At 72.0% G+C, this 23221-nt stretch carries 20 protein-coding genes; 3 read left to right on the plus strand and 17 right to left on the minus strand.

Annotation, left to right across the window (positions count from 1 at the left end; translation table 11 throughout):
• Window positions 1-40: 40 nt before the first annotated feature.
• From ASG94_RS07795 to ASG94_RS07835, 9 genes are all read right to left on the minus strand, one after another.
• A complete protein-coding gene (locus ASG94_RS07795; RefSeq protein WP_056925720.1) occupies window positions 41-868 on the minus strand; it encodes a UbiA family prenyltransferase in 828 nt (275 codons plus the stop codon).
• A 70-nt stretch (window positions 869-938) separates the two neighbouring features.
• Window positions 939-1307 carry a hypothetical protein gene (locus tag ASG94_RS07800; protein WP_056925721.1) on the minus strand — a complete coding sequence of 123 codons (369 nt, stop codon included), beginning with the start codon at window positions 1305-1307 and terminating at the stop codon, window positions 939-941.
• 57 nt (window positions 1308-1364) lie between these two features.
• Window positions 1365-1994, minus strand: a complete 630-nt coding sequence (locus ASG94_RS07805; RefSeq protein WP_056926370.1) for a DedA family protein — start codon at window positions 1992-1994, stop codon at window positions 1365-1367.
• Between the two features lie 626 nt (window positions 1995-2620).
• Window positions 2621-3385, minus strand: a complete 765-nt coding sequence (locus ASG94_RS07810; RefSeq protein WP_056925722.1) for a SurA N-terminal domain-containing protein — start codon at window positions 3383-3385, stop codon at window positions 2621-2623.
• A gap of 66 nt (window positions 3386-3451) precedes the next feature.
• Window positions 3452-4843, minus strand: a complete 1392-nt coding sequence (locus ASG94_RS07815) for an NAD(P)/FAD-dependent oxidoreductase (protein WP_056925723.1) — start codon at window positions 4841-4843, stop codon at window positions 3452-3454.
• Window positions 4840-6243 carry an aspartate aminotransferase family protein gene (locus ASG94_RS07820; RefSeq protein WP_235537168.1) on the minus strand — a complete coding sequence of 468 codons (1404 nt, stop codon included), beginning with the start codon at window positions 6241-6243 and terminating at the stop codon, window positions 4840-4842. Before ASG94_RS07820 ends, ASG94_RS07815 begins: the two co-directional genes overlap by 4 nt.
• Window positions 6236-7783 (minus strand): CoA-acylating methylmalonate-semialdehyde dehydrogenase, encoded by a 1548-nt coding sequence (locus tag ASG94_RS07825; protein ID WP_056925724.1) that lies wholly within the window; start codon window positions 7781-7783, stop codon window positions 6236-6238. The genes ASG94_RS07820 and ASG94_RS07825 overlap by 8 nt, the downstream gene beginning before the upstream one ends.
• A gap of 26 nt (window positions 7784-7809) precedes the next feature.
• On the minus strand, window positions 7810-9048 hold the full coding sequence (locus ASG94_RS07830) for a saccharopine dehydrogenase family protein (protein ID WP_056925725.1): 1239 nt from the start codon (window positions 9046-9048) through the stop codon (window positions 7810-7812).
• 205 nt (window positions 9049-9253) lie between these two features.
• The gene (locus tag ASG94_RS07835) at window positions 9254-10699 is read right to left on the minus strand and encodes a gamma-aminobutyraldehyde dehydrogenase (protein WP_056925726.1); all 1446 of its coding nucleotides are present in this window, start codon (window positions 10697-10699) and stop codon (window positions 9254-9256) included.
• Between the two features lie 122 nt (window positions 10700-10821).
• Between ASG94_RS07835 and ASG94_RS07840 the strand changes: the two genes are divergently transcribed.
• Window positions 10822-12222: an aspartate aminotransferase family protein gene (locus ASG94_RS07840; RefSeq protein WP_056925727.1), complete on the plus strand. Its 1401-nt coding sequence runs from the start codon at window positions 10822-10824 to the stop codon at window positions 12220-12222.
• A gap of 142 nt (window positions 12223-12364) precedes the next feature.
• Here ASG94_RS07840 and ASG94_RS07845 read toward each other — a convergent pair whose 3' ends face one another.
• Window positions 12365-12844, minus strand: a complete 480-nt coding sequence (locus ASG94_RS07845) for a DUF2087 domain-containing protein (protein WP_056925728.1) — start codon at window positions 12842-12844, stop codon at window positions 12365-12367.
• 253 nt (window positions 12845-13097) lie between these two features.
• Here ASG94_RS07845 and ASG94_RS07850 point away from each other — a divergent pair, with 253 nt between their 5' ends.
• Complete coding sequence (locus tag ASG94_RS07850; RefSeq protein WP_056925729.1) at window positions 13098-13550, plus strand: hypothetical protein; 453 nt, start codon at window positions 13098-13100, stop codon at window positions 13548-13550.
• Window positions 13551-13681: 131 nt separating this feature from the next.
• Here the strand turns inward: ASG94_RS07850 and ASG94_RS07855 are convergent, their stop codons facing one another.
• The 4 genes from ASG94_RS07855 to ASG94_RS07870 are packed head-to-tail and all read right to left on the minus strand — an operon-like array spanning window position 13682 to window position 17737.
• Window positions 13682-14485 (minus strand): ABC transporter permease, encoded by an 804-nt coding sequence (locus ASG94_RS07855; RefSeq protein WP_056925730.1) that lies wholly within the window; start codon window positions 14483-14485, stop codon window positions 13682-13684.
• Window positions 14482-15399: an ABC transporter permease gene (locus ASG94_RS07860; protein ID WP_235537169.1), complete on the minus strand. Its 918-nt coding sequence runs from the start codon at window positions 15397-15399 to the stop codon at window positions 14482-14484. Before ASG94_RS07860 ends, ASG94_RS07855 begins: the two co-directional genes overlap by 4 nt.
• Window positions 15396-16514, minus strand: a complete 1119-nt coding sequence (locus ASG94_RS07865) for an ABC transporter ATP-binding protein (RefSeq protein ID WP_056925731.1) — start codon at window positions 16512-16514, stop codon at window positions 15396-15398. The genes ASG94_RS07860 and ASG94_RS07865 overlap by 4 nt, the downstream gene beginning before the upstream one ends.
• Window positions 16514-17737: a polyamine ABC transporter substrate-binding protein gene (locus tag ASG94_RS07870; RefSeq protein WP_235537170.1), complete on the minus strand. Its 1224-nt coding sequence runs from the start codon at window positions 17735-17737 to the stop codon at window positions 16514-16516. Before ASG94_RS07870 ends, ASG94_RS07865 begins: the two co-directional genes overlap by 1 nt.
• A 160-nt stretch (window positions 17738-17897) precedes the next feature.
• Between ASG94_RS07870 and ASG94_RS07875 the strand changes: the two genes are divergently transcribed.
• Window positions 17898-18395 (plus strand): Lrp/AsnC family transcriptional regulator, encoded by a 498-nt coding sequence (locus tag ASG94_RS07875; RefSeq protein WP_056925732.1) that lies wholly within the window; start codon window positions 17898-17900, stop codon window positions 18393-18395.
• A 276-nt stretch (window positions 18396-18671) separates the two neighbouring features.
• Here ASG94_RS07875 and gabT read toward each other — a convergent pair whose 3' ends face one another.
• From gabT to ASG94_RS07890, 3 genes are all read right to left on the minus strand, one after another.
• On the minus strand, window positions 18672-20021 hold the full coding sequence (gabT, locus tag ASG94_RS07880) for a 4-aminobutyrate--2-oxoglutarate transaminase (protein ID WP_056925733.1): 1350 nt from the start codon (window positions 20019-20021) through the stop codon (window positions 18672-18674).
• A gap of 4 nt (window positions 20022-20025) precedes the next feature.
• On the minus strand, window positions 20026-21444 hold the full coding sequence (locus tag ASG94_RS07885; protein WP_056925734.1) for a flavin monoamine oxidase family protein: 1419 nt from the start codon (window positions 21442-21444) through the stop codon (window positions 20026-20028).
• A 95-nt stretch (window positions 21445-21539) separates the two neighbouring features.
• Window positions 21540-23186, minus strand: a complete 1647-nt coding sequence (locus ASG94_RS07890; protein ID WP_056925735.1) for an amidohydrolase — start codon at window positions 23184-23186, stop codon at window positions 21540-21542.
• Window positions 23187-23221: the final 35 nt, after the last annotated feature.

Genomic DNA, 23221 nt, shown 5'->3' on the forward strand with positions numbered 1-23221 from the left:
CGGGTCGGCGGGCGGGTCATCGGGCAGGTCGCGGGGCGGGTCATCGGGCGACGACCAGGAGCGTGGCGTCGACCAGGGCGATCGCCACCGCCGCAGCGAAGGGCAGGCGGCCGCGGCCGCCGACCACGAGGACGGCGAGGCCGAGGACCAGGACCCCGACGCCCAGCGTCCACCCCGGCGCCGGCGTGGAGCCGACCAGGACGACCGCGGTCGCGGACACCAGCACCACGGCGGCCACCGGGGCGATCCAGCGGGCGCCGAGGCGGTGGGGCAGGCCACGGACCCCGGTCGCCGCGTCGTCGTCGAGGTCGGGCAGGACGTTGAGGAGGTGCGCCCCCACGCCGAGCAGGGCCCCGCCCACGGGCCACCACCACGGCGGGGCGGTCGATCCGGCGAGCGCGACGAAGACCGGCAGCCCGCCGAAGGCCACGGCGTACGGCAGCCACGACCAGACGGTCGACTTGAGTCCCAGGTTGTAGGACCAGGCCGCCGCCACGCACAACAGGTGCACGAGGCCGGCGACGAGCCCGCAGGCGAGCGACAGGACGACGCAGGCGACCACGGCGACCGCACAGGCGGTCCGGACGACGCTCACCGACGCGGCCCCGGTGGCCAGCGGCTTGTCGGTGCGACCGCTGCGCACGTCGCGGGCCACGTCGAGGAGGTCGTTGCTCCAGCCGACCGAGAGCTGACCGGCCAGCACGGCGGCGACGACGAGGGCGATCCGTCCGGCGTCCAGGTCCGCGGCCACCGCGAGCAGCCCGGCGAGCACCGTCACGGCCAGGGCGGGACCGAGGTGCGCGGCGGCCAGCACCGCTCGCAGGCGGGAGGACGGGCGGACCCGGCCCGGCGCGACGTCAGCGGTCATGGCCTCCCCTGTCCGCAGCGGCCCGACACGGGTGCCGGGCTCTGACCCGACGGTACTCACCCGACGGGGATCACGCCCGGCGGCGCCGCTCGTCGAGCGCCAGCGCGAGGGCGTTGAGCACGCCGTAGCCGGCCGCGACCGTCACGGCCTTCTTGCGCGACGCGGCGGACGAGGCGGTGGTGCCGAGGGTGATCGCGTCGGTCACGTCCCCCGCGATGCGCAGCAGCGCGGCGGTGCGGGCGCCCTGGGCGCCGCCGAGCAGGGCCAGGGTCGAGATCGGGACGTCGCGTCCCGCGTAGGTGTAGGCGAGCCGCGAGGCGGGGCGCTGCCAGTCCACGGGGTCGTCGAGCTGGGCGCGCAGCGAGTCGGCGCTCGTGACCACCCAGGCGCTGTAGCCGAGGGTGGCGAGGGCCAGGGCCTTCGTCAGGGGGTAGTCCATCCCTCGAACCTAGGCGGTGCCCGGTGACCGGGTCAGACCCCGAGGGGTACGCCGCGATCAGGCCTCGCCGGACGGCTCCCGCGAGACCCGCACCGCCCGTCGTACGACGAACCACAGCAGGCCCGCGCCCAGGGCTGCGTAGATGACGGTGGACACCTCGCCGACGTACGCCTCGACGTGGTGCCACTGCGCGCCGAGCTCGTAGCCGGCGACGATGAGGGCGCCGTTCCACACCAGGCTGCCGGCGGTCGTGTAGAGGACGAACTGGGCCAGCGGCATCCGGTCGATGCCGGCCGGGATCGAGATGAGGCTGCGCACCCCCGGCACCAGCCGCCCCAGGAAGATGGCCGAGCGGCCGTGCCGACCGAACCAGCCGATGGCCCGCTCCACGTCTCTCGCGTGCAGCAACGGGATGCGCTCGGCGGTGGCGCACATCCGCTGCGCGCCCCACAGCGCGCCGAGCCAGTAGAGGAGCAGGGCCCCGACCAGCGACCCCACGGTGGCCCATCCGATCGCGGCGACCAGGCCGTAGTGGCCCTGGCTCGCCGTGTAGCCGGCCAGCGGCAGCACGACCTCGCTCGGGACCGGCGGGAAGACGGTCTCCAGGGCGGTGGCCAGGCCGACGCCGGGGGCCCCGAGGGTCCGCATCACCTCGACGACCCAGTCGAGCACGGATCCCACAGCCATCTCCTGTCGTCGTCCGCCTGGCGCGGCCAGCATGCCGTACGGGTGGGCGAGGGCCTCCACGCGCGGGGGTCGGAATGTTCGGGGAGCCCGACCCGTTGACACCCTCAGCCGGTCCGGATCATGCCCCCGGGCTCACCCCTCGCCGCCGCGAGCGGCCATACGCCGAGAGGCGGCTGACGGGCCGGCGAGCTGGACCACGCAGCCACCCGCCGGGTAAGCCCCGGCCGGGTGGCTGTGTGCATCTCGGGGTGCATCTCGAGGTGCACCTCGAACCGTCATCACGCGGCAACACGCGCGAATTGCCTCCTGGAGCCGGCGGCGTGTCCTAGCATCGCCACGCCCCGCGAGGGGCGGGATCCGTCTCGCCAACCCCCCATGTCCCGGCGATGTCGGATCCGCCGCGCCGGCGAACACATCGACCCCCCGTCGACGTGGCGCCGGCGCGGACCTCGGGAACCGCTGTGCGCGTGGGTTACCCCATCGTGGGAGTGTCCCGCGGACCTGCGGGGCCCTACCGTGGATCAAGACGCGTCTGGCGATGCACCTTTCCCCCGGGGTTCCGCCAGGCGCGTCGAGCACGGCCCGCAGGGACGCGGGCGCTGGAGCCCGACCTCGTGGGTTCTGCCTCAGAGGTTGACGGTGATGTCCGCGTCCTTGCGCAGGTCGTCGACGAGGCCCTGGGCCACCGTGCCCACCTGGTCGGCCTCGGCGCGGTCCCGCAGCTGGCCCTTGACCTCGTCGTACGGCGGGATCTCCTGCTGCTGGCCCGCCTGGGCCTGCTGCTGGGCGGCCTGCTTGGCCTGGCGGTAGAGGGTGCGGAGCTGCTTCTCGGTGACCTTCGCCGGGCCGGCCTCGTCGGCCACCAGCTGCTCGACCATGACCTGCGTCTCGAGCTGGGTCCGGGCCTGGTCCTCGGTCGTGCCCTGGTCGGCGAGGGCCTTGAGGAGCTCCTCGCTCGAGCCGAGCTGGTTCTGCTCGGCCAGCGCGGCGAGCTCGTCGTCGACGTCCTCGTCGGTGACCTCGATGCCCCGAGACTCCGCCTCCTGCGACAGCAGCTCGGTGTCGACGAGGTTGTCGGCCGTCTGCTTCTGCAGGGCGGCCTCGTCGGGCGCCTGGCCGCCCATCTGCGCCTGGGAGGTGGCCTGCTGGAGCTGTGCCTCGTAGATGGGCGCGAACTCCTCCTTGGTGATCTCCTCGCCGTTGACCTCCGCCACGACGTCAGGGACGCCCTCGAGGTCGACACCGGAGGCCGACTGCTCCTGCGACGACGACCCGGCGGCGTCGGAGCCGTCTGAGCCGTCGGAGCCACCACCCCCGCACGCGGAGAGGGACAGCACGGCGGCGGCCAGCGTGGGGACGAGGACGGTGCGGAGGCGCTTCGGGATAGTCATCGCACCCGACGGTACGGAACGACCCTGAACGCCTCCTGAGCGGGCTCCGGGGGGCCGAGGGGCGCCTCAGGAGTCGAAGCCGAGCCCGAGCCTGTCGAGCGCGCGCAGCCACGCGTTGCGGCGCCCGGTGGCGTCCTCGCGGGCCAGCGACCAGCGGGTGGCCTGGATCCCCAGCCACGCGAGCGGCTCCGGTGGGAAGGGCGGCGGCCGCTTGCGGACCATCTCGAGGCGGGTGCGCTCGGTCGGCTCCCCCGCGAGCAGGTCGAGCATCACGTCGGCGGCGAAGCGCGAGGCGCCGACGCCGAGGCCCGTGAAGCCGGTCGCGTACGCCGTCCGGCCGCGGTGGGCGGTCCCGAAGAGGGCGCAGAAGCGGGTCGAGGTGTCGATCACCCCCGACCACCGGTGGGTGAAGCGGATACCCCGCAGCTGGGGGAAGGTCGCGGCGAAGTTCCGCGCCAGGGTCTCGAACGTCGCCGGCCGGTCCGCGTGCTCCTCGGCGACGGAGCGGCCGTAGTGGTAGATCGCGTCGTAGCCGCCCCACAGGATCCGTCGGTCCGGTGTCACACGGTAGTAGTGGAACTGGTTGCCCGAGTCGGACACCCCGACGGCCGGGTCCCAGCGCAGGGAGGCGAGCTGGGCGTCGGTGAGCGGCTCGGTGGCCAGCACGTAGTCGTAGACGGGCACGACCGACCAGCGCGCGCGGCGCAGCAGGTCGGTGAAGACGTTGGTGGCCAGGACCACGCGAGAGGCCCGGATCACCGCTCCCCCGGTGGTGACCTCCACGCCGGCGCCGCGGCGTCGTACCGACTGGACGCGGGTGTGCTCGTGCAGGCGTACGCCGAGCTCCTCGGCGGCATCGGCCAGCCCCCACGCCAGGCGGGCCGGGTCGACGACGGCGGTGCCGTCCGGCTCGTGACGACCGGCCAGGTAGGTGGGTGAGTCGAGGTGCGCGCGCACGGCGGCGGCGTCGAGGAAGCCGGGGCGGTCCGGCTCCAGGTGCGGCACCTCGTGCGGGCGTGTGGCCACGGTGAGAGTGCCGCCCCGGGCGAAGCCGCAGTCGATGTCGTAGCGCTCCACGGTCTCCTCGATGGCGTCGAGGTTGCGCATCCCGAGCTCGTGGAGCCGGTCGTACTCGTCGGGCCAGCGGCTGCGGCCGTTGGACTCGCCGTGGGTGAGGCTGGCCTCGCAGAAGCCGCCGTTGCGGCCGGTCGCGTGCTCGGCGATGCGGTCGCCCTCGACCAGCACGACCGAGCAGCCCGGGTCCCGCTCGACCGCGCGGAGGGCGGTCCACAGCCCGGTGAAGCCGCCGCCCACCACGAGCAGGTCCGTGTGCACGATCCCGGTCGCCGGAGGCCGGGCGGCCGGGCGGTCGGGGGTGTCCAGCCACAGCGGCGCCAGCACCGAGTCGTCGTACGACCCGGCGGGCCAGGTGTCGAGCGCCTCCCGCGCTCGCGTCATGCGGAGGCTGCCTCGGCCAGTGCCTCGCCGAGGACCGCGATCGCCTCGCGGACCTGCTCGGCGGTGGTGGTCAGCGGCGGGACGAGGTGGATGCGGTTGAAGTTGGCGAATGGCAGCAGGCCGCGGCGCCGGCACGCGGCGAGGACGGCGGCCATCTGCGGGCTGCTGCCGCCGTACGGCGCGAGGGGCTCGCGCGTCACGCGGTCGCTGACCAGCTCGATCGCCCAGAAGGCGCCCGTGCCCCGGACCTCCCCGACCCAGGCGTGCTCCTCGAGCAACGCCTCCAGGCCCGGCCGGAAGACCTCGTCCCCGAGCGCGGCCGCGTGCTCGACGACCCGTTCGTCCTCCATGGTGCGGATCGTCGCCACCGCCGCCGCACAGGCGAGCGGGTGGCCGGAGTAGGTGAGCCCGCCCGGGTAGGCGCGCTCGGCGAAGGTCGCGGCGACCGCCTCGCTCATCGCCACCCCGCCGAGCGGGACGTAGCCGGAGTTGACCCCCTTGGCGAAGGTCAGCAGGTCCGGCACGACCCCGTCGAGCTCACAGGCGAACCAGCGCCCGGCGCGCCCGAAGCCGGACATCACCTCGTCGGCGACGAGCATGATGCCGTGCCGGTCGCAGAGCTCGCGGACCCCGCTGAGGTAGCCGGCGGGCGGGACCATGATGCCGGCGGTGCCGGGGATGGACTCGAGCACGACGGCCGCGATGGTCGACGGGCCCTCGAGGGCGATGACCTGCGCGAGGTGCTCCAGCGCCCGCTCGCACTCCTCCTCGTCGGTGCTCGCGTGGAAGGCGCTGCGGTAGAGGAACGGGCCGAAGAAGTGCACCGTGCCGGCCGAGCCCTGGTCGTTGGGCCAGCGCCTCGGGTCGCCGGTCATGTTGATCGCCAGCTGGGTGCCACCGTGGTAGGAGCGGTACGTCGAGAGCACCTTGGGCCGGCCCGTGTGCAGCCGGGCCATCCGGACGGCGTGCTCGTTGGCGTCGGCGCCGCCGTTGGTGAAGAAGATGCGGTCGAGGTCGCCGGGCGTGTGGGAGGCGATGAGCCGCGCCGCCTCGGAGCGGGCCGCGACGGCGTGCTGCGGCGCGACCGTGCACAGGTGGGCGGCCTGCTCCCGGATCGCCGCCACGATCCGCGGGTGCTGGTGGCCGAGGTTGGTGAAGACGAGCTGGGAGGTGAAGTCGAGCAGCCTGGTGCCGGCGCCGTCCCAGATGTGCGAGCCCTCGGCGCGGGTGATGACCATCGGGTCGAGCGCCGCCTGGGCCGACCAGGAGTGGAAGACGTGGCGGCGGTCGAGCTCGTGGGTGCGCTCGGGGGCGAGGTCGACGAAGTCCTGCGAGGCGGTCTGCAGCGCAGACATCGCGGTGTCCGTCATCTCGGGGTCCGTCATGGCGGTGTCAGACATTGCGGGGGAACCCCAGCTCGAGACCGCCCTGCGGCCGGTTGGCCGGGTCGACCCACCGGGTCGTGACCACCTTGCCGCGGGTGAAGAAGTGGACGCCCTCGGCTCCGTGCGCGTGGGTGTCGCCGAAGAGCGAGCGCTTCCAGCCCCCGAAGGAGTAGTAGGCGACCGGGACCGGAACCGGGACGTTGACGCCGATCATGCCGACGTGGACGTCCGCCTCGAAGCGTCGCGCCGCTCCCCCGTCGTTGGTGAAGACGGCGGTGCCGTTGCCGTACGGGTTGGCGTTGACCAGCCCCACGGCCTCCTCGTAGGTGTCCACGCGGACGACGGAGAGCACCGGACCGAAGATCTCCTCGGTGTAGACGTCCATGTCGGGGGTGACGTGGTCGAAGAGGGTGGGTCCGAGCCAGAAGCCGTCCGCCGCGCCGCGCGCCTGCACGTCGCGGCCGTCGACGACGACCTTGGCGCCCTGCTGCTCGCCGGAGTCGATGAAGGACGCCACCCGGTCGCGGTGGGCCCCGGTGACGAGGGGGCCCATGTCGGCCTCCGTGCCGTCCTGCCCCGTCCTGTCCGCGCCGCCGTCACCGATGACCAGGGTCCGGGTGCGGTCGGCGATCCGGGCGACCAGCTCGTCGCCGACCGAGCCCACCGCGACGAGCACGCTGATGGCCATGCACCGCTCGCCGGCGCTGCCGTAGCCGGCGTTGACGGCCGAGTCGGCCGCCAGGTCGAGGTCGGCGTCAGGCAGGACGACCATGTGGTTCTTGGCGCCGCCGAGGGCCTGCACGCGCTTGCCCCGCTGCGAGGCGTTCTCGTAGACGTACTGCGCGACCGGGGTGGACCCGACGAAGCTGATCGCCTGCACGTCGGGACTCTCCAGCAGGGCGTCGACGGCCTCCTTGTCGCCCTGGAGGACGTTGAAGACGCCGTCCGGCAGCCCCGCCTCCTTCCAGAGGCGGGCCAGCCAGATCGCCGCGGAGGGGTCCTTCTCGCTGGGCTTGAGCACCACCGTGTTGCCGGCGGCGATGGCGATCGGGAAGAACCACATCGGGACCATCGCCGGGAAGTTGAACGGCGAGATGATGCCGACCACTCCCAGCGGGTCGCGCTTGGAGTGCACGTCCACCCCGGTCGAGACGCCCTCGGAGTGGCCGCCCTTGAGCAGGTGGGAGATGCCGCACGCGAACTCCACGACCTCCTGGCCGCGGGCGATCTCGCCCATCGCGTCCGAGAGGACCTTGCCGTGCTCGGCGGTGATCAGGGCCGCCAGCTCGCCCTTGCGGGAGTTGAGCAGCTCGCGGAACGCGAACATCACCTGGGTGCGGGCCGCGAGCGACGTACGCCCCCAGGCCGGTGCGGCCGCGGCTGCGGCCGCGATCACCGCGTCGGCGTCCGCGCGGGAGGCCAGCGCCAGCCGGCCGGTCACCTCCCCGGTCGCGGGGTTGGTGACGTCGGCGGTGCGCTCGCTCGAGCCCGCGAAGGGCTCACCCGCCGCCCAGTGGGCGATGTCGCTGGTGGTGTCGCTGGTGGTGTGGCTCATGTCGTCCTCTCTCGTCTTCCCGGCCGTCAGCTCGACGCGAGGCCCGGCTCGCGGATGGCCTGCTCGCGCAGTCCCCAGGGACTGCCGTACTCCTCGAGCAGATGCAGGAAGGGCACCGCGTCGAAGGCCTCCGGGCCGAGCACCCCGACCCCGGACCACGTGCCGCGGGAGATGAGCTCGAGGGCGATGACCGGGTTGATCGCGGTCTGCCAGACCACGCACTGGTGGCCGTACTCGCGCATCGTCCACTCGTTGTCGACCACGTGGTAGAGGTACGTCGAGCGGGGCTCGCCGTCCTTGTCCTTGCCGGTCACCCACAGCCCGGCGCAGGTCTTGCCGGTCATCCGGGGACCCACGCTCGCCGGGTCGGGCAGGACCGCGGCGACCACGTCGCGCGGGCTGACCTCGACGCCTTTCACCCTCACCTTCTCCGTGCGGTCGAGGCCGAGGGTGTGGAGGACCTTGAGGATGGTGATGAACTCGTCGCCGAGGCCGTACTTGAACGTCGCGCGCTTGCAGTCGATCCAGCGCGGCATGAGGAGGACCTCCTCGTGCTCGACGTTGACGCACTCCACCGGCCCGATGCCCTCGGGGAAGTCGAAGACCTCGGGCTCCGAGAACGGCGTGGTCGTGTGCCACGCGCCGTCCTGCCAGACCACCGGCGGGTTGAGGCACTCCTCGATCGTGGTCCACATCGAGAACGACGGGGCGAAGACCTCGTTGCCGTCGTCGTCGGTGACCACCAGGTTGGCGCCGTCGCGCGTGCCGAGCTCGTCGATCTCGCTGAACAGGTGGTCGGCGGCGTACCGCGCGAAGACGTCGGAGAGGCCGGGCTCGACGCCCATCCCGACCAGCGCCAGCCGGCCCGCCGCCTCCCAGTCGTGGGCGACGGCGAACTGCTCGTCGCCGAGCTTGACCCCGGTCTTCTCGTACGGCGCCTCGGGGTGCGGCTTCGACAGCGACATGGCCATGTCGACGTAGTCGGCGCCGGCCGCGAACGCCCCGTCGAAGAGCGGCATGTCGAAGACCGGGTCGACGGCGTTCATCACGTGGGTGATGCCGTGCTCGCGGCACAGCGCCTCGACGGCGCCTGCGTCGGAGGCGTCGATGCGGGCACCGGCGAAGCGGCCGTCGGCCTGCGCCGCCCGCTCGGCCTTCGCCGCGTCGAAGTCGGCGATCACGATCTGCTCGTAGAAGTCGCGCCGGGCCGCGATGGCCGCGAACGCGCCGCCGACGCCGCCGGCGCCGACAAGAAGGATCTTCATGTTCGTGTTCATTCCTTTGCTGACCCGACTGAGCGTCGCGAGATGGGGTGTGCCGCCAGAGCGGAGGCGCGACGGCGGCATGCGAGCGGCGCGGCCGAGGCGTCGTCAAACGTGGTGCATGGCAAGGCGGAGGAGCGAAGGCGGCCTATGCGCGAAGCGGCCGTCGAGCGACGACAACGCAGCCAGGTGCCGCGTTTCACGACGCCTACTCGCCGATGTAGGACATGACGTGCTTGATCCGTGTGTAGTCCTCCAGCCCGTACATGGACAGGTCCTTGCCGTAGCCCGAGTGCTTGAAGCCGCCGTGCGGCATCTCGGAGACGTAGGGGATGTGGGTGTTGATCCACACGACGCCGAAGTCGAGCCCGCGCGACATCCGCATCGCGGTGCCGTGGTCGCGGGTCCACACGCTGGAGGCGAGGCCGTACTTCACGCCGTTGGCCCACTGCAGCGCCTGCGCCTCGTCGGCGAAGCGCTGCACCGTGATGACCGGGCCGAAGATCTCGTCCTGCACCTGCTCGTCGTCCTGCCGGAGCCCGGACAGCACGGTCGGCTCGTAGAAGTAGCCCGAGGACCCCTGGCGGCGTCCGCCGGCCTTGAGCTCGGCGTGGTCGGGCAGGCGGTCGACCATCCCGGTGACCCGGGCGAGCTGGTCGGCGTTGTTGAGGGCGCCGTACAGGATGTCCTCGTCGTCGGGCATGCCGGTGCGGGTCGCCTTCGCCTGCTCGGTGAGGGCGGCCACGAAGTCGTCGTGGATGCCGGGGCCGACGAGCACCCGGGTCGCGGCGGTGCAGTCCTGGCCGGCGTTGAAGTAGCCGGCCTCAGCGATGCCCTGGGCGGCCTTCTCGACGTCGGCGTCGTCGAAGACGATGACCGGGGCCTTGCCGCCCAGCTCGAGGTGGACGCGCTTGAGCTGCGTCGCGGCGGCGCCGGCGACCTCCATGCCCGCGCGCACCGAGCCGGTGATGGCGACCATCTGCGGCGTGGGGTGCTGCACCAGCGTGCGGCCGGTGTCGCGATCGCCGCAGACGACGTTGAGCACGCCCGGCGGGAGGAACTCGGCCGCCAGCTCGGCCATCATCGTGGAGGTGGCCGGTGTGGTGTCGGAGGGCTTGAGCACGACGGTGTTGCCGGCGGCCAGGGCGGGGGCGATCTTCCAGACCATCATCGGCAGCGGGTAGTTCCACGGCGTCACCTGGCCGACGACGCCGATCGGCTCGCGGCGGATGAAGGAGGTGTGGTCCTCCATGTACTCCCCGGCCGACTTGCCCTCGAGCACCCGGGCGGCACCGGCGAAGAACCGGAAGTGGTCGACGGTCGGGGGCATCTCCTCGCTGGCGGTCAACCCCAGTGGCTTGCCCGTGTCGCGGCACTCGGCCGCCACGAACTCCTCCGCGCGGGACTCGAGCGCGTCGGCGATCCGCAGCAGGGCGAGCGAGCGCTCCTGCGGCGTCGTACGCCCCCAGGAGCCGAAGGCCCGCTCGGCCGCGGCGTAGGCGCGATCCACGTCCTCGGCCCCCGACAGCGGGGCGCGGGCATAGACCTCCCCCGTGCTGGGATCGAGCACCTCGTAGGTCTCCCCGGACACCGAGTCGACGGCCTCGCCGTCGACGACGTTGCGGAACGTGTGCTGGTCACTGTGCTGGGCCATGCGGCGAGCCTATGTGATTACCGCACCAGAAAGGGAGGTCCTGCGACGGATTTCGTCGTCATACGGACAGAGAACGCACGGATCGCTTGCATCTGGACGCTCTGGACGAGCACCATGGACCCATGACTGACGCCCGCCACCCTGACTACGACCACCTGCAGCAGGCCGCCAAGGACCACCTGTGGCTGCACTTCACGCGTCAGGGGCAGTACGCCGACGCGGACGTGCCGGTGATGGTCCGCGGCGAGGGCGCCTACCTGTGGGACGCCCACGGCAAGAAGTACCTCGACGGCCTGGCCGGCCTCTTCGTCTCCCAGCTCGGGCACGGTCGCACCGAGCTGGCCGACGCCGCCGCCGCCCAGGCCCGCGAGCTGGCCTTCATGCCGCTGTGGTCCTACGCGCACCCGCCGGCCATCGAGCTGGCCGAGAAGATCGCGTCGTACGCACCCGGCGACCTGAACCGGGTGTTCTTCACCTCGGGCGGCGGCGAGGCGGTGGAGACCGCGTGGAAGCTGGCCAAGAACTACTTCAAGGTCGTCGGCAAGCCGATGAAGCACAAGGTGATCAGCCGGGCCATCGCCTACCACGGCACCACCCAGGGGGCGCTGTCGATCACCGGGCTGCCGCTGCTCAAGCAGCAGTTCGAGCCCCTGGTGCCCTCGACCTTCCGGGTGCCCAACACCAACAGCTACCGCGCCTCGGAGATCACCTCCGGCCACCACGACGGCAGCGACCCCGAGGCGTTCGGGCGGTGGGCCGCCGACCAGATCGCCATCGCCATCGAGAACGAGGGCCCCGACACCGTCGCGGCCGTCTTCCTCGAGCCGGTGCAGAACGCCGGCGGCTGCTTCCCGCCCCCGCCCGGCTACTTCCAGCGGGTGCGCGAGATCTGCGACGAGTACGACGTCCTGCTGGTCTCCGACGAGGTGATCTGCGCGTTCGGCCGCCTCGGCCACATGTTCGGCGCCGAGCGCTACGGCTACCAACCCGACATGATCACCTGCGCCAAGGGACTCACCTCCGGCTACGCGCCGCTCGGCGCGATGATCGCCACCGAGCGGCTGATCGAGCCGTTCCTCGAGGACAAGGCGATGTTCGCCCACGGCTACACCTTCGGCGGCCACCCGGTCTCGACCGCGGTCGGCCTGCGCAACCTCCAGCTCTTCGAGGAGGAGAAGATCCTCGAGACCGTCCGGGAGAACGAGCCCCGCTGCCGCGCGATCCTCGAGCGGCTGCTCGACCTGCCGATCGTCGGCGACGTCCGCGGCGACGGGTACTTCTACGGGATCGAGCTGGTCAAGGACAAGGCCACCAAGGAGTCCTTCACCGACGAGGAGTGCGAGCGGATCCTCTACGGCTTCGTCTCCAAGCAGCTGTTCGCCGAGGGCCTCTACTGCCGCGCCGACGACCGGGGCGACCCGGTCGTCCAGCTCGCGCCACCGCTCATCTGCGGGCCCGAGCACTTCGAGGAGATGGAGCAGGTCCTGCGGGTGGTGCTCGACAAGGCCCACTCGATGCTCTGAGCCACGCTCCTCGCGGCGTGACGGCCCGGTGTCCAGGGGGCGTCGGGCCGTCCCGCCGTGCGGAGACACGCGGACCTTGCTCGTCCGACGCGCGCCGGCGCACGCCCGGACGGCGTCCGGCGCCGGGGTGGTGTCCGCGCGTCTACGAGCGGGCCGGCCGACGGGCGAGGAAGCCGGGCAGCCAGACGGCCTCCCAGTCCGGGATCTCCTGGCGCTCGACCGGCGCACGCTCGGGCGCGCGGGCGACGACGCGGTAGCGACCCTCGGCGCGCTCGAGGTAGCGGTAGTTGACCAGCTCGCGGCGCAGGTAGGCGAAGTCCTCGTGGACCCCGAGCAGCACCTCGTTCACCTCGGGCTCGGTGTAGACGCGGCCGGGCTCGAAGCGCGACAACACCTCCAGCAGCGCGCCCACCCGGACCTTGCGCCGGGCCGGGACGCGGGCCAGGCGACCGTCGGTGAAGAGACGCCCGACCAGCCTGTCCTGCTCACGACGTGCCGCGTCGTACGCCGCGTGGTCCGTCGGGTCCTGCCTCTCGAGGGCGGCCCTCGCGGCGGTGTAGGTCTCCCCCGTGCCGGCCATCCGGGCCCGGACGAGCTTCTTGAAGTCGTGGTCCTTGGTCACTGTCATCACCTCGACTGCGTACGCGTCCCCAGTCCGCCGCCGCAGTGCGTGGGAGCGACGAGTGCCATCCGTGCGTCCGAGGATCTGCTCCCCTCCGCCACCTCGCTCGGACTGGGGCCGACGCGCGGGCTGGGCGCTGGACGGCGCCGCTGCCCCGGATCCTGCCACGCCGGGTGGGATGCCACCACCGCATTGCGGCGCGTCGGGCCGTCCGCCGGTGGACGCCCACCCGTGTCGGTGCTGCACTGGTGGCGTGCGCTTCCAGGTCGACACCGTGGCCTCTCCGGGGCAGGTCGTGCGCGCGCTCACCGACTTCTCGGACCGTAGGTTGCAGACCTGGAGTCGCACGCTCGACCCGCGGACCTACGAGCTGCGCGCGCAGGGCGACACGTGGGCCGTCGCCCGCGAGAGCTCGCCCCGGTCGCCGTTCTGGGTCGTCGCCCGCTACGACTGGTCGCAGCCCTCGGTGGTCCGGTGGACGGTCGAGGAGAGCAGCTACGGGGGCGGCGGCCAGGGCCGGATCTCGATCAGCCCCCGCACCGGCGGTGGCAGCCGGCTGGTCGTGGAGTACGACAACACGGGCGCCCGGCCGTCGCAGAAGCCGCTGGTCTTCGTGCTCCACCACGGCCCGATGGGCCGGATCATCGCCCGGATGTGGGCCTCCAGCCTGGACCGGTACGCCCGCGCCGGCGGCGAGCCCGCGTAGACACGCGGACACAACTGCCGTGACGGGCGCCGCCGTACGCTCGGGCGTCGTACGTCGCAGGGCTTGTGTCCGCGTGTGTACGACGCGCGACCGCACGCGGACCGGGCGAGCCCGCGTGGGCGGGCGCGACCTCAGCGGGCAGCGCGGCGCCGGCTCCCCATCTCGCCGAGGAGGACGACCAGCAGGGCGACCGTGAACATCACGGTGCCCACCACGTTGATCTGCGGCGGGATGCCGCGCTGGTTGGCCCCCCACACGAACATCGGGAAGGTGACCTCCTGCCCGGCGTTGAGGTTGGTGATGATGAAGTCGTCGAAGGACAGCGAGAACGACAGCAGCGCCGCGGCGAGGATCCCGGGGAAGACCAGCGGGAAGCTGACGCGCCAGAACGTCTGCCACTCGTTGGCGTAGAGGTCGGCTGCCGCCTGCTCCAGGCGTGGGTCGAGCCCGGAGAGCCGGGCCTTGACGGTGACCACCACGAAGGACAGGCAGAAGAGCACGTGCGCCACGAAGATGGTCCAGAAGCCCAGCGCCCCGGCGAACCCCGCGTTGACGAAGAGCGCCAGCAGCGACGAGCCCATCACGATCTCCGGCGTGGCCATCGGCAGGAAGACGAACAGGTTGGCCGAGGAGCGACCGCGGAAGCGGTGCCGCACCATCGCGAAGGCCATCAGCGTCCCGAGCAGCGTGGCGACCAGCGTGGCCAGCAGCCCGATCTCGATGCTGGTGCGCAGCGAGGAGCACAGCTGGTAGGGCTCGCAGAGGTTCAGCCAGTTGTCGAGCGTGAAGCCGTTGAAGGTGTAGCTGTTGCGGGAGCCGGGCGCGTTGAAGCTCATCAGGATCACGACGAAGATCGGCACGAACATGTAGAGCAGCACCAGCAGTCCGAGAACCAGGATCAGCCGGTCACCCACCCAGCGGGAGAACGTGTTCACACGAGCTCCTCGGTGCCGGCGCGGCGTACGTAGACGAAGACGAGCACCACGATCGCCGCCATCAGCGTGACCGACAGGGCCGCGGCGGTCGGGTAGTCACCCGCCCCGAAGAGGTCCTGGATCTCGTTGCCGATCATCCGGGTGCGCGGGTTGCCGAGCAGCTCGGAGTTGATGTAGTCGCCGGCGGCCGGGATGAAGGTCAGCAGCGTCCCGGCGACCAGGCCCGGCATCGCCAGCGGGAGGGTGACGGTGCGGAACGTGGTGAAGGGCGAGGCATAGAGGTCGGTGCCGGCCTCGATGAGGCGAGGGTCGATCTTCTCGAGCGACGCGTAGAGCGGCAGCACCATGAAGGGCAGGAAGTTGTACGTCAGGCCGGTGACCACGGCGAACGGCGTCGCCAGGAGGTAGCCCTCGGGGCCCAGCACGTGCAGCGCGCGGAGCACGGAGACGAGCGCCTCGTTGTCGCCGAGGATGTACTGCCACGACAGCGTGCGCACCAGGAAGCTGGTGAAGAACGGCGCGATGACCGCGACCAGCATCAGGTTCTTCCAGCGGCCGGCCTTGAACGCGATCGCGTAGGCCAGCGGGAAGCCGAGCACGATGCACGCGATGGTGGCGATCAGCGCGTAGATGAGCGAGCGCACGAACTGCGGGCCGTAGTCGCGCAGGGCGTCCACGTAGTTCTGCCAGTGCCCGGTCATCTGGTAGCCGAGCTGGAGCGAGCCCGAGGGGTCGTACAGGCTGGTGGCGACCAGGGTGACGGTCGGCACCACGAAGAACAGCAGCAGCCACAGTGCTCCCGGCAGGAGCAGGAGGTACCCGCTCCAGCCGCGCTTCTGCCCCTCCGGGTCCGGAGGGCCGTCGAGCTCGGCCTCCGCGGGGCCCAGCGAGGAGATGTGGCCGGCGGCGCTCACGCGTCCTCCACCTCGGCCCCCGCCGACGCGTCCTGGGAGGCGTCGAGGAGGAACGTGTGCTCGGGGCGCCAGTGCAGGTCGACCTTGTCGCCGGGTCGGAACCGCTCGCGCGCCCCGGTGTTCTGCTCGAAGACGGTGAGCTCCTGCCCCCACGGCATCCGCACGAGGTACTGGGTGCTGACGCCCACGAAGCTGACGTCGCTGACCACCCCGTCCCCCAGCGTGTTGACGTCCGCGCCGTCGTCGTCCCCGGCGCCGCTGAGGTAGACCTTCTCGGGCCGTACGCCGGCCCAGACCTCGCCGCTGGTGACCCGGGCGTGGGCCGCGTGCGCGAGGATCCGCGCGCCCTGCACGTCGAGCTCCAGCGCGTCACCGCGCGTGGTGGCGACCGAGCCGGAGACGAGGTTGGACTGGCCGAGGAAGTTGGCGACGAAGGTCGTGGCCGGCGCCTCGTACAGCTCCTCGGGTGAGCCCAGCTGCTCGATCCGCCCCTCGTTCATCACCGCGACGGTGTCGGCCATGGTCATGGCCTCCTCCTGGTCGTGGGTGACGTGCACGAAGGTGAGCCCGACCTCGGTCTGGATCGACTTGAGCTCGAGCTGCATCTGGCGCCGCAGCTTGAGGTCGAGGGCGCCGAGGGGCTCGTCCAGCAGCAGCACCTGCGGCTGGTTGATGAGCGCACGGGCCAGGGCGACGCGCTGCTGCTGGCCGCCCGAGAGCTGGGCGGGGCGCCGCTTGGCGAGGTGCTCGAGCTCGACCAGCGCCAGCATCTCCTGCACGGTGGACGCGACGTCCTTGCGACGCTGCCGCTTGAGCCCGAAGGCCACGTTGTCGGCGATGGTGAGGTGCGGGAAGAGCGCGTAGCTCTGGAAGACGGTGTTGACCGGGCGCCGGTAGGGCTTGAGGCGGGTGATGTCCTGCTCGCCCAGCATGATCGTGCCGGTGGTCGGCTCCTCGAGTCCCGCCACCATGCGCAGCGTGGTGGTCTTGCCGCAGCCGGACGGGCCGAGCAGCGCGAAGAAGGACCCCTCCGGGATCGTCAGGTCGAGGTCGTCGACGGCGGTGAACGTCCCGAAACGCTTGGTGACCGACGTGAGCTGCAGGTCGGTGCCCATCAGGCGCCGATCACCTTGGCGAAGTCCTTGTCGTACTGCTGACGCGTCTTCTCGTCGAGCTCCATGAAGCCGTACGCGTTGGCCAGGAAGGCGTCGTCGGGGAAGATCAGCGGGTTGTCGACGAGCGACGGGTCGATCTTCTCCATCGCCTCCTGGGCCCCGGCGACCGGACAGATGTAGTTGACCCACGCGGCCAGGGTCGCGGCCACCTCGGGCTGGTAGTAGTAGTCCATGAGGGCCTCGGCGTTGGCCTTGTGGTCGGCCTTGTTGGGCACCATCATGTTGTCCGACCAGAGCGAGAGACCCTCCTCCGGCACGACCCACTTGATGTCGGGGTTGTCGTACTGCATGGCGATCACGTCGCCCGACCAGGCCTCACAGGCGACGATGTTGCCGGCGTTGAGGTCGCGGATGTAGTCGTTGCCGGTGAAGCGACGGACCTGGCCGGCCCCGACGTACCCCTCGAGGCGTCCGATGGCCGCCGACCACTCCTCGGAGGTGAAGTCCTCGGGGTCGGCGCCCTCGAGGAGCAGCATGAAGAGCATCGTGTCGCCCATCTCCGAGAGCAGGCTGATCTTGCCCTTGAGGTCGCTGCGGGTCATCAGCTCCTCGAAGGAGCCGACCTCCCCGGTGTACTTCGCGTTGTAGGCGATGCCGGTGACGCCCGACTGCCACGGCACGCTGTAGTCGCGCGCGGAGTCCCACGACGGCGACTGCAGGTCGGGGGCGAGGTTGGCCTCGACGTTGGGCATGTTGGCCTTGTCGAGCTTCTGCATCCAGCCCAGGCCGATCATCCGCGCGGCCATCCAGTCGGTGAGCGTGATGATGTCGCGGCCGATCGGCTCGCAGGCTCCGAGCTGGTCCTTGACCTTGCCGAAGAAGTCGTTGTTGTCGTTGACGTCGGTGTTGTAGGTGACCGCGATGCCCGACTGCTGCTGGAACTCCTCCAGCGTGGGCATCGCCTTGCCCTTGCGGTCGATGTACTCCGGCCAGTTGGAGAAGACCACCTCCTTCTCCTGCTCGGAGATGTCCTTGCTCTCGCAGCTCGACGCGCTCTGCACCTGCGAGTCGGTGCCGCACGCGGAGAGCAGGCTCGGCGCCCCGAGGGCGAGCGCGGCCAAGGAGGCGCCGCGCAGGACGTTGCGGCGCCCGAGGGGACGTCCCGCCACACCGCTCCGGGCGGCTCGCAGCATCGCGTCGAGGGACGGCTGGTCAGTGGGCATGCGCACTCCTCGGGTTCCGGTGATTCGTGGTGGATCGTGTCAAAGGAACCGGCCCTTCACAAGGGATCCAGTCGAAACGAAACGTCCCCGCAACGAAATCGCTTGTCAGATGACACGTTTCCTTTGACCCTGCGGGTCTCGTCCTGCCAGAGTTCGGGCCATGACGCGCAACCATGACAAGGCGCACGACAAGTCGCAGGACAGGGCGCCGGTGCAGCTCGACGACGTCTCCAAGGCGATCATCGAGCAGCTCCAGCAGGACGGCCGACGCTCGTACGCCGCGATCGGCAAGGTCGTGGGCCTCTCCGAGGCCGCGGTGCGCCAGCGGGTGCAGCGCCTCATCGACGGCGGGGTCATGCAGGTTGTGGCCGTCACCGACCCGCTCGAGCTCGGCTTCGCGCGGCAGGCCATGGTCGGGGTACGGGTCCAGGGCCCGCTCGAGTCGGTCGCCGACGCGCTCGCCGACCTCGACGAGGTCGACTACGTCGTGATCACGGCCGGGTCCTTCGACCTGCTGGTCGAGGTCGTGTGTGAGAGCGACGACCACCTGCTCGACCTCATCTCTTCGCGCATCCGCACCGTGGAGGGTGTGGTCGCCACCGAGACGTTCATGTACCTGAGCCTGCGCAAGCAAACGTACTCGTGGGGTGTGCGCTGAGCCGCTGACCCGGGTCTGCCGGCCCATCTGCGCCGGCCGGGGTGGCGGCACATCGCACGCCCGCCCACCAGGGTGGCGGCACATCGCGGCGGACCACCCCGGGTCGGTGCAGTCCGCCGCCACTCTGGAGGCGCCGGCGCACAACTGCCGGCCGCTCGGCCAGGGTGGCGGCACATCGCACCCCCGCCCACCAGGGTGGCGGCACATCGCGGCGGACCACCCCGGGTCGGTGCAGTCCGCCGCCACTCTGGACCCGGCGGCGACGCCGTACGACGCTCAGGCCGGCGCGGTGGAGGCGAAGGCGGCGTCGAGGACGTCGAAGGCCTCGTGCAGCTGGTCGTCGGAGATGGCCAGCGGCGGCAGGAAGCGCAGCACGTTGCCGTAGGTGCCGCAGGTGAGCACCACGACTCCGTTGCGGTGCGCCTCGGTGGCGACGGCCTTCGCCGTGGCGGGATCCGGGGTGGTGGATCCGGCCTCGACGAGCTCGACGGCCATCATCGCGCCGCGGCCGCGCACGTCCCCGACCCGCGGGTCACCGGACCGGATGCGTCCGAGGCGCTCGGTGAGGATGCGCTCCACCTGGCGGGCCCGCTCGACCAGGCCCTCCTCGACGATCGTGTCCATCACGGCGAGGGCGGCGGCGCAGGCGAGCGGGTTGCCGCCGTACGTCCCGCCGAGACCTCCGACGTGGACGGAGTCCATCATCTCGGCACGCCCGGTGACCGCCGAGAGCGGCAGCCCGCCGGCGATGCCCTTGGCGGTGACGATGAGGTCGGGCACGACACCCTCGTGCTCGCAGGCGAACATCGCGCCGGTGCGGGCGAAGCCGGTCTGGACCTCGTCGGCGACGAAGACGACGCCGTGCTCACGGCACCACTGCGCCAGCGCTTGGAGGAAGCCCGGCGCGGGCACGATGAAGCCGCCCTCGCCCTGGATGGGCTCGATGACGACGGCGGCGAGGTTGGCGGCCCCGACCTGCTTGTCGATCAGGTCGATGGCCCGGGCCGCGGCCTCCACGCCGGAGAGGTCGCCGTCGCGGAAGGGATAGGACAGCGGCGCCCGGTAGACCTCGGAGGCGAAGGGCCCGAAGCCGGACTTGTAGGGCATCGACTTGGCCGTCATCGCCATCGTGAGGTTGGTGCGCCCGTGGTAGGCGTGGTCGAAGGCCACGACCGCCTGCCGACCGGTGTGGGACCGGGCGATCTTGACGGCGTTCTCCACCGCCTCGGCGCCGGAGTTGAAGAGCACGCTGCGCTTGTCGTGGTCGCCCGGGGTCAGGTCGTTGAGCCGCTCGGCGACCGCGACATACCCCTCGTAGGGCGTGACCATGAAGCAGGTGTGCGTGAAGGCCGCGACCTGCTCCTGCACGGCCGCCACGACCCGGGGCGCGCTGGAGCCCACGGTGGTGACCGCGATGCCCGAGCCGAGGTCGATGAGCACGTTGCCGTCGACGTCCTCGACCACGCCGCCGTGGGCCCGGACGGCGTACACCGGCATCGTCGTGCCGACGCCGGTGGCGACGGCGGCGGCCTTGCGGGCCGCCAGCTCGCGCGAGCGGGGGCCGGGGAGCTCGGTGAGGAGACGGCGGGAGCCGGTCGTGGCGGACGGCGGCAGGGTGCTGGTCATGGGGCTACCTCTCGAGGTCTGTCGCGGGACGGGGCTGGGACGACGTGGCAGAGAGGATCCGCTGGGCCGCGGCCTCCCCCATGCGGATGCCGCCGTCGACGTGCTGGAAGCCGAGGCCGGCGATGTCGCTGCTGGCGAACGACAGCGGACCGACGTCCTCGCGCGTCAGCGGTCCGAAGCGGGTCAGCGACCCGGTGGCGAAGCTGGTGGCGTAGGCGCCGGCGGTCCACTCGTCGTGCATCCACGGGCTCTCGTAGTAGCCGACCGGGTGCAGTGCCTCGTCGCCGTAGTAGTCGCGCAGCGACTCCAGCACCCGCCGGCGGCGCTCGTCGGGCGACAGCGTGAGCAGCTCGTCGGCCCGCTCGTCGGAGACGAACCCGACCAGCGTGCCGCGGGTCTCGTCGGGCACGTCCTCGTTGGTGTTGTCGTAGGCCTCGTGCACGAGGGCGTAGGGGCTGAACGCCGTGCCGGACAGCCCGGCGTCGCGCCAGAAGGGCGTCTCGTAGGTGATGTGCAGCTTGATGACCAGGCCGAAGGACTGCTGCTGCCGCATCTGCTGGTGGGCGGCCGGCAGGGCCGGGGCGAAGGCGATGCGGGCGACCAGGGTCGGCGGCACGGCGAGCAGCGCGTGCCGGGCGGTGGTCGTCGTACCGCCGGCGGACACGGCCACGCCGCCGTCGTCCCACGCGATCGAGGTCACCGGGGCGCCGAGACGTACGCCGTCGCCGAGCCGCTCCGCCAGGCGCAGCGGGACCTCCTGGAGACCGCCGACGACCCGCCGGTCGAGGATGAAGTCGGCGTCCACGAGGTTGCTGAACCCTCCGGCGCTCGCCGCCATCAGGACCGCGGTGAGGGCGGAGAACGCGTGGGTCGGCTTGGTCAGCATCGCCGGCCCGACGTAGAGCGCGATGTTGTCGCGCGCCTCCACGTCGTCGGTCCGGCGCTCCAGCCACTCCGCGAAGGTCACCCGGTCGAGCTCGGCGGCGTCGGGGTGCTGCCACGGCGCCAGCGGGTCCATGGCCTTGGCCAGCCGGTCCAGCTCCGCGACGATCTGGTCGACCTCGGCCGCGGTCGCTGCCGGCACCGGGAAGGCGTCGCCGGTGAACGTGCGCCGGACGCCGTCGAGGCCGACGTAGACCGACTCGCCCTCGCGATGACGGGGGTACGTCGCGAGGCCGAGGTCGTCGAGCACGTCCAGCAGGGCCGTCTGGTCCGGCGACACCCACTGGCCGCCGACCTCGAGCCGGACCCCGTCGACGTCGTCGGTGAGCAGGCGCCCGCCGACCCGTTCCCGGGCCTCCAGCACCAGCACGCGGAGCCCCGCGTCCTGGAGCCGTCGGGCCGCCGTCAGGCCGGTGACGCCCGCGCCGACGACCACGACGTCGACCTGGTCGCGGGCACCGGTCGAGGGCTGGTGGGTCATGGCGTCAGACTAGCGTGGCTCCACGGATTTCGTCGCGTCGACGATCTCCGACCGCCGAGATGCGCTGCAAGAGCGACGGATTGCCACCGAAAGCCTCAGTCGGAGAAGACGGGCCGACCGTCGGCCCACGTGTGCGTGACCCGCGCCGCACCGATCGCGGCGGGGTCCCCGCCGAGGATGTCGGCGTCGATCGCGACCACGTCGGCGGCGTACCCGACCTCGAGGCGCCCGGTGACGTCCTCGAGACCGTTGAGCCACGCCGTGCCGGTGGTGTAGCCGGCCAGCGCCTCGACGACCGTCAGCGCCTCGTCCGGCAGCAGCGGCTCCGCCTCGGGCCCTTGGTCGGGTGCCCGGCGGTTGACCGCGACGTGCATGCCGAGCAGCGGGTCCGCCTCGGTGACCGGCCAGTCGCTGCCGCACGCGAGCCTGGCGCCGGCGCGCAGCAGCGACCCGAAGACGTACTGCTGGTGCCGGGCCGTCTCGGAGACGAAGGGCAGCGTGAGCTCCTCGACCGCCTGGTCGCGGCACGCCCACAACGGCTGCGCGTTGGCCGTGACGTCGAGCGCGGCGAAGCGCGGCACGTCCGCCGGGTCGATGACCTGGAGGTGGGCGAAGTGGTGACGGTTGCCGCGCGGCCCGTTGACGCGGCGGGCGTGCTCGACGGCAGCGAGGCTGTCACGGACGGCCCGGTCGCCGAGGGCGTGGACGTGCACCTGGAAGTCCTCGGCGTCCAGCGCCGCGACGTACTCGCGCAGGTCGTCGGCGGCGATGAAGGAGAGCCCGCGGTTGTCGGTCGTGCGTCCGTGGGCGTCGAGGTAGGGGTCGAGCATCGCGGCGGTGTGGGTCTCGCAGACGCCGTCCTGCATGATCTTGACGCTGGTCGCGCGCACCCCGGCCTCGGCCGCCCGGCGTCGGCGCTCGACGAGCTCAGGCACCTGCTCGAGGCCGCGCTCGCGGTCCCACCACTGGGCCAGCACGACCTTGGCCGTGAGCCGCCCCGAGCGGTGGAGGTCGAGGTAGGTGTCCAGGGTGTCGAGCATCCCGAGGCCGTCGCCGACGAGGGCGTCCTGCCAGCCGACGATCCCGATGGAGTGGAGGTGCTGCTGCGCGGTCAGCAGCCCGGCCGTCAGCTCCTCGACGGTCGGCTTGGGCGCGAGGGCGGCGACGAGGTCCATCGCGCCCTCGTGGAGGGCGCCCGTCGGGGTCCCGTCGGGGTCGCGCTCGATCCGCCCGTCGGCGGGGTCGGGGGTGCGGGCGTCGATGCCCGCCAGCTCGAGGGCGCGGGTGTTGACCCAGGCGGAGTGGTGGTCGCGGTTCGGAAGGAACGCGGGCCGGTCCGGGCAGGCGCGGTCGAGCAGCGTGGCGGTGGGAACCCCACCGGGGAAGGCGTCCATCGCCCAGCCGCCGCCGGTGACCCAGGGGCGCTCGGGGTGCGCCGCGGCGTACGACGCGATGCGCTGCAGGTAGTCCTCGGCCGTGCCGAGGTCGGTGAGGTTGCACAGGTTGAGCTCGGTGCCGGCCTGCACCGGGTGGACGTGGGAGTCGTGGAAGGCCGGCAGCAACCAGCGTCCGTCGAGGCTCTCGACGCGGGTGCCGGGGCCGACGAGGTGGGCGAGGTCGTCGTGGCTGCCGACACCGGCGACCAGGCCGTCGCGCACGGCGAGGCAGTCGCCGTCCCAGCGTCCGTGGCGGTACGTCGGGGCGTCACGCAGGAGCAGGTCGGCGGGGGCGGTGGGGTCCATGGGTCGTCCGATCGTGGGTGCGGCTGGTCGTGGGT

The sequence above is a fragment of the Nocardioides sp. Soil805 genome (genome assembly GCF_001429625.1).
In the GTDB taxonomy this organism is placed as follows: Bacteria; Actinomycetota; Actinomycetes; order Propionibacteriales; family Nocardioidaceae; genus Nocardioides.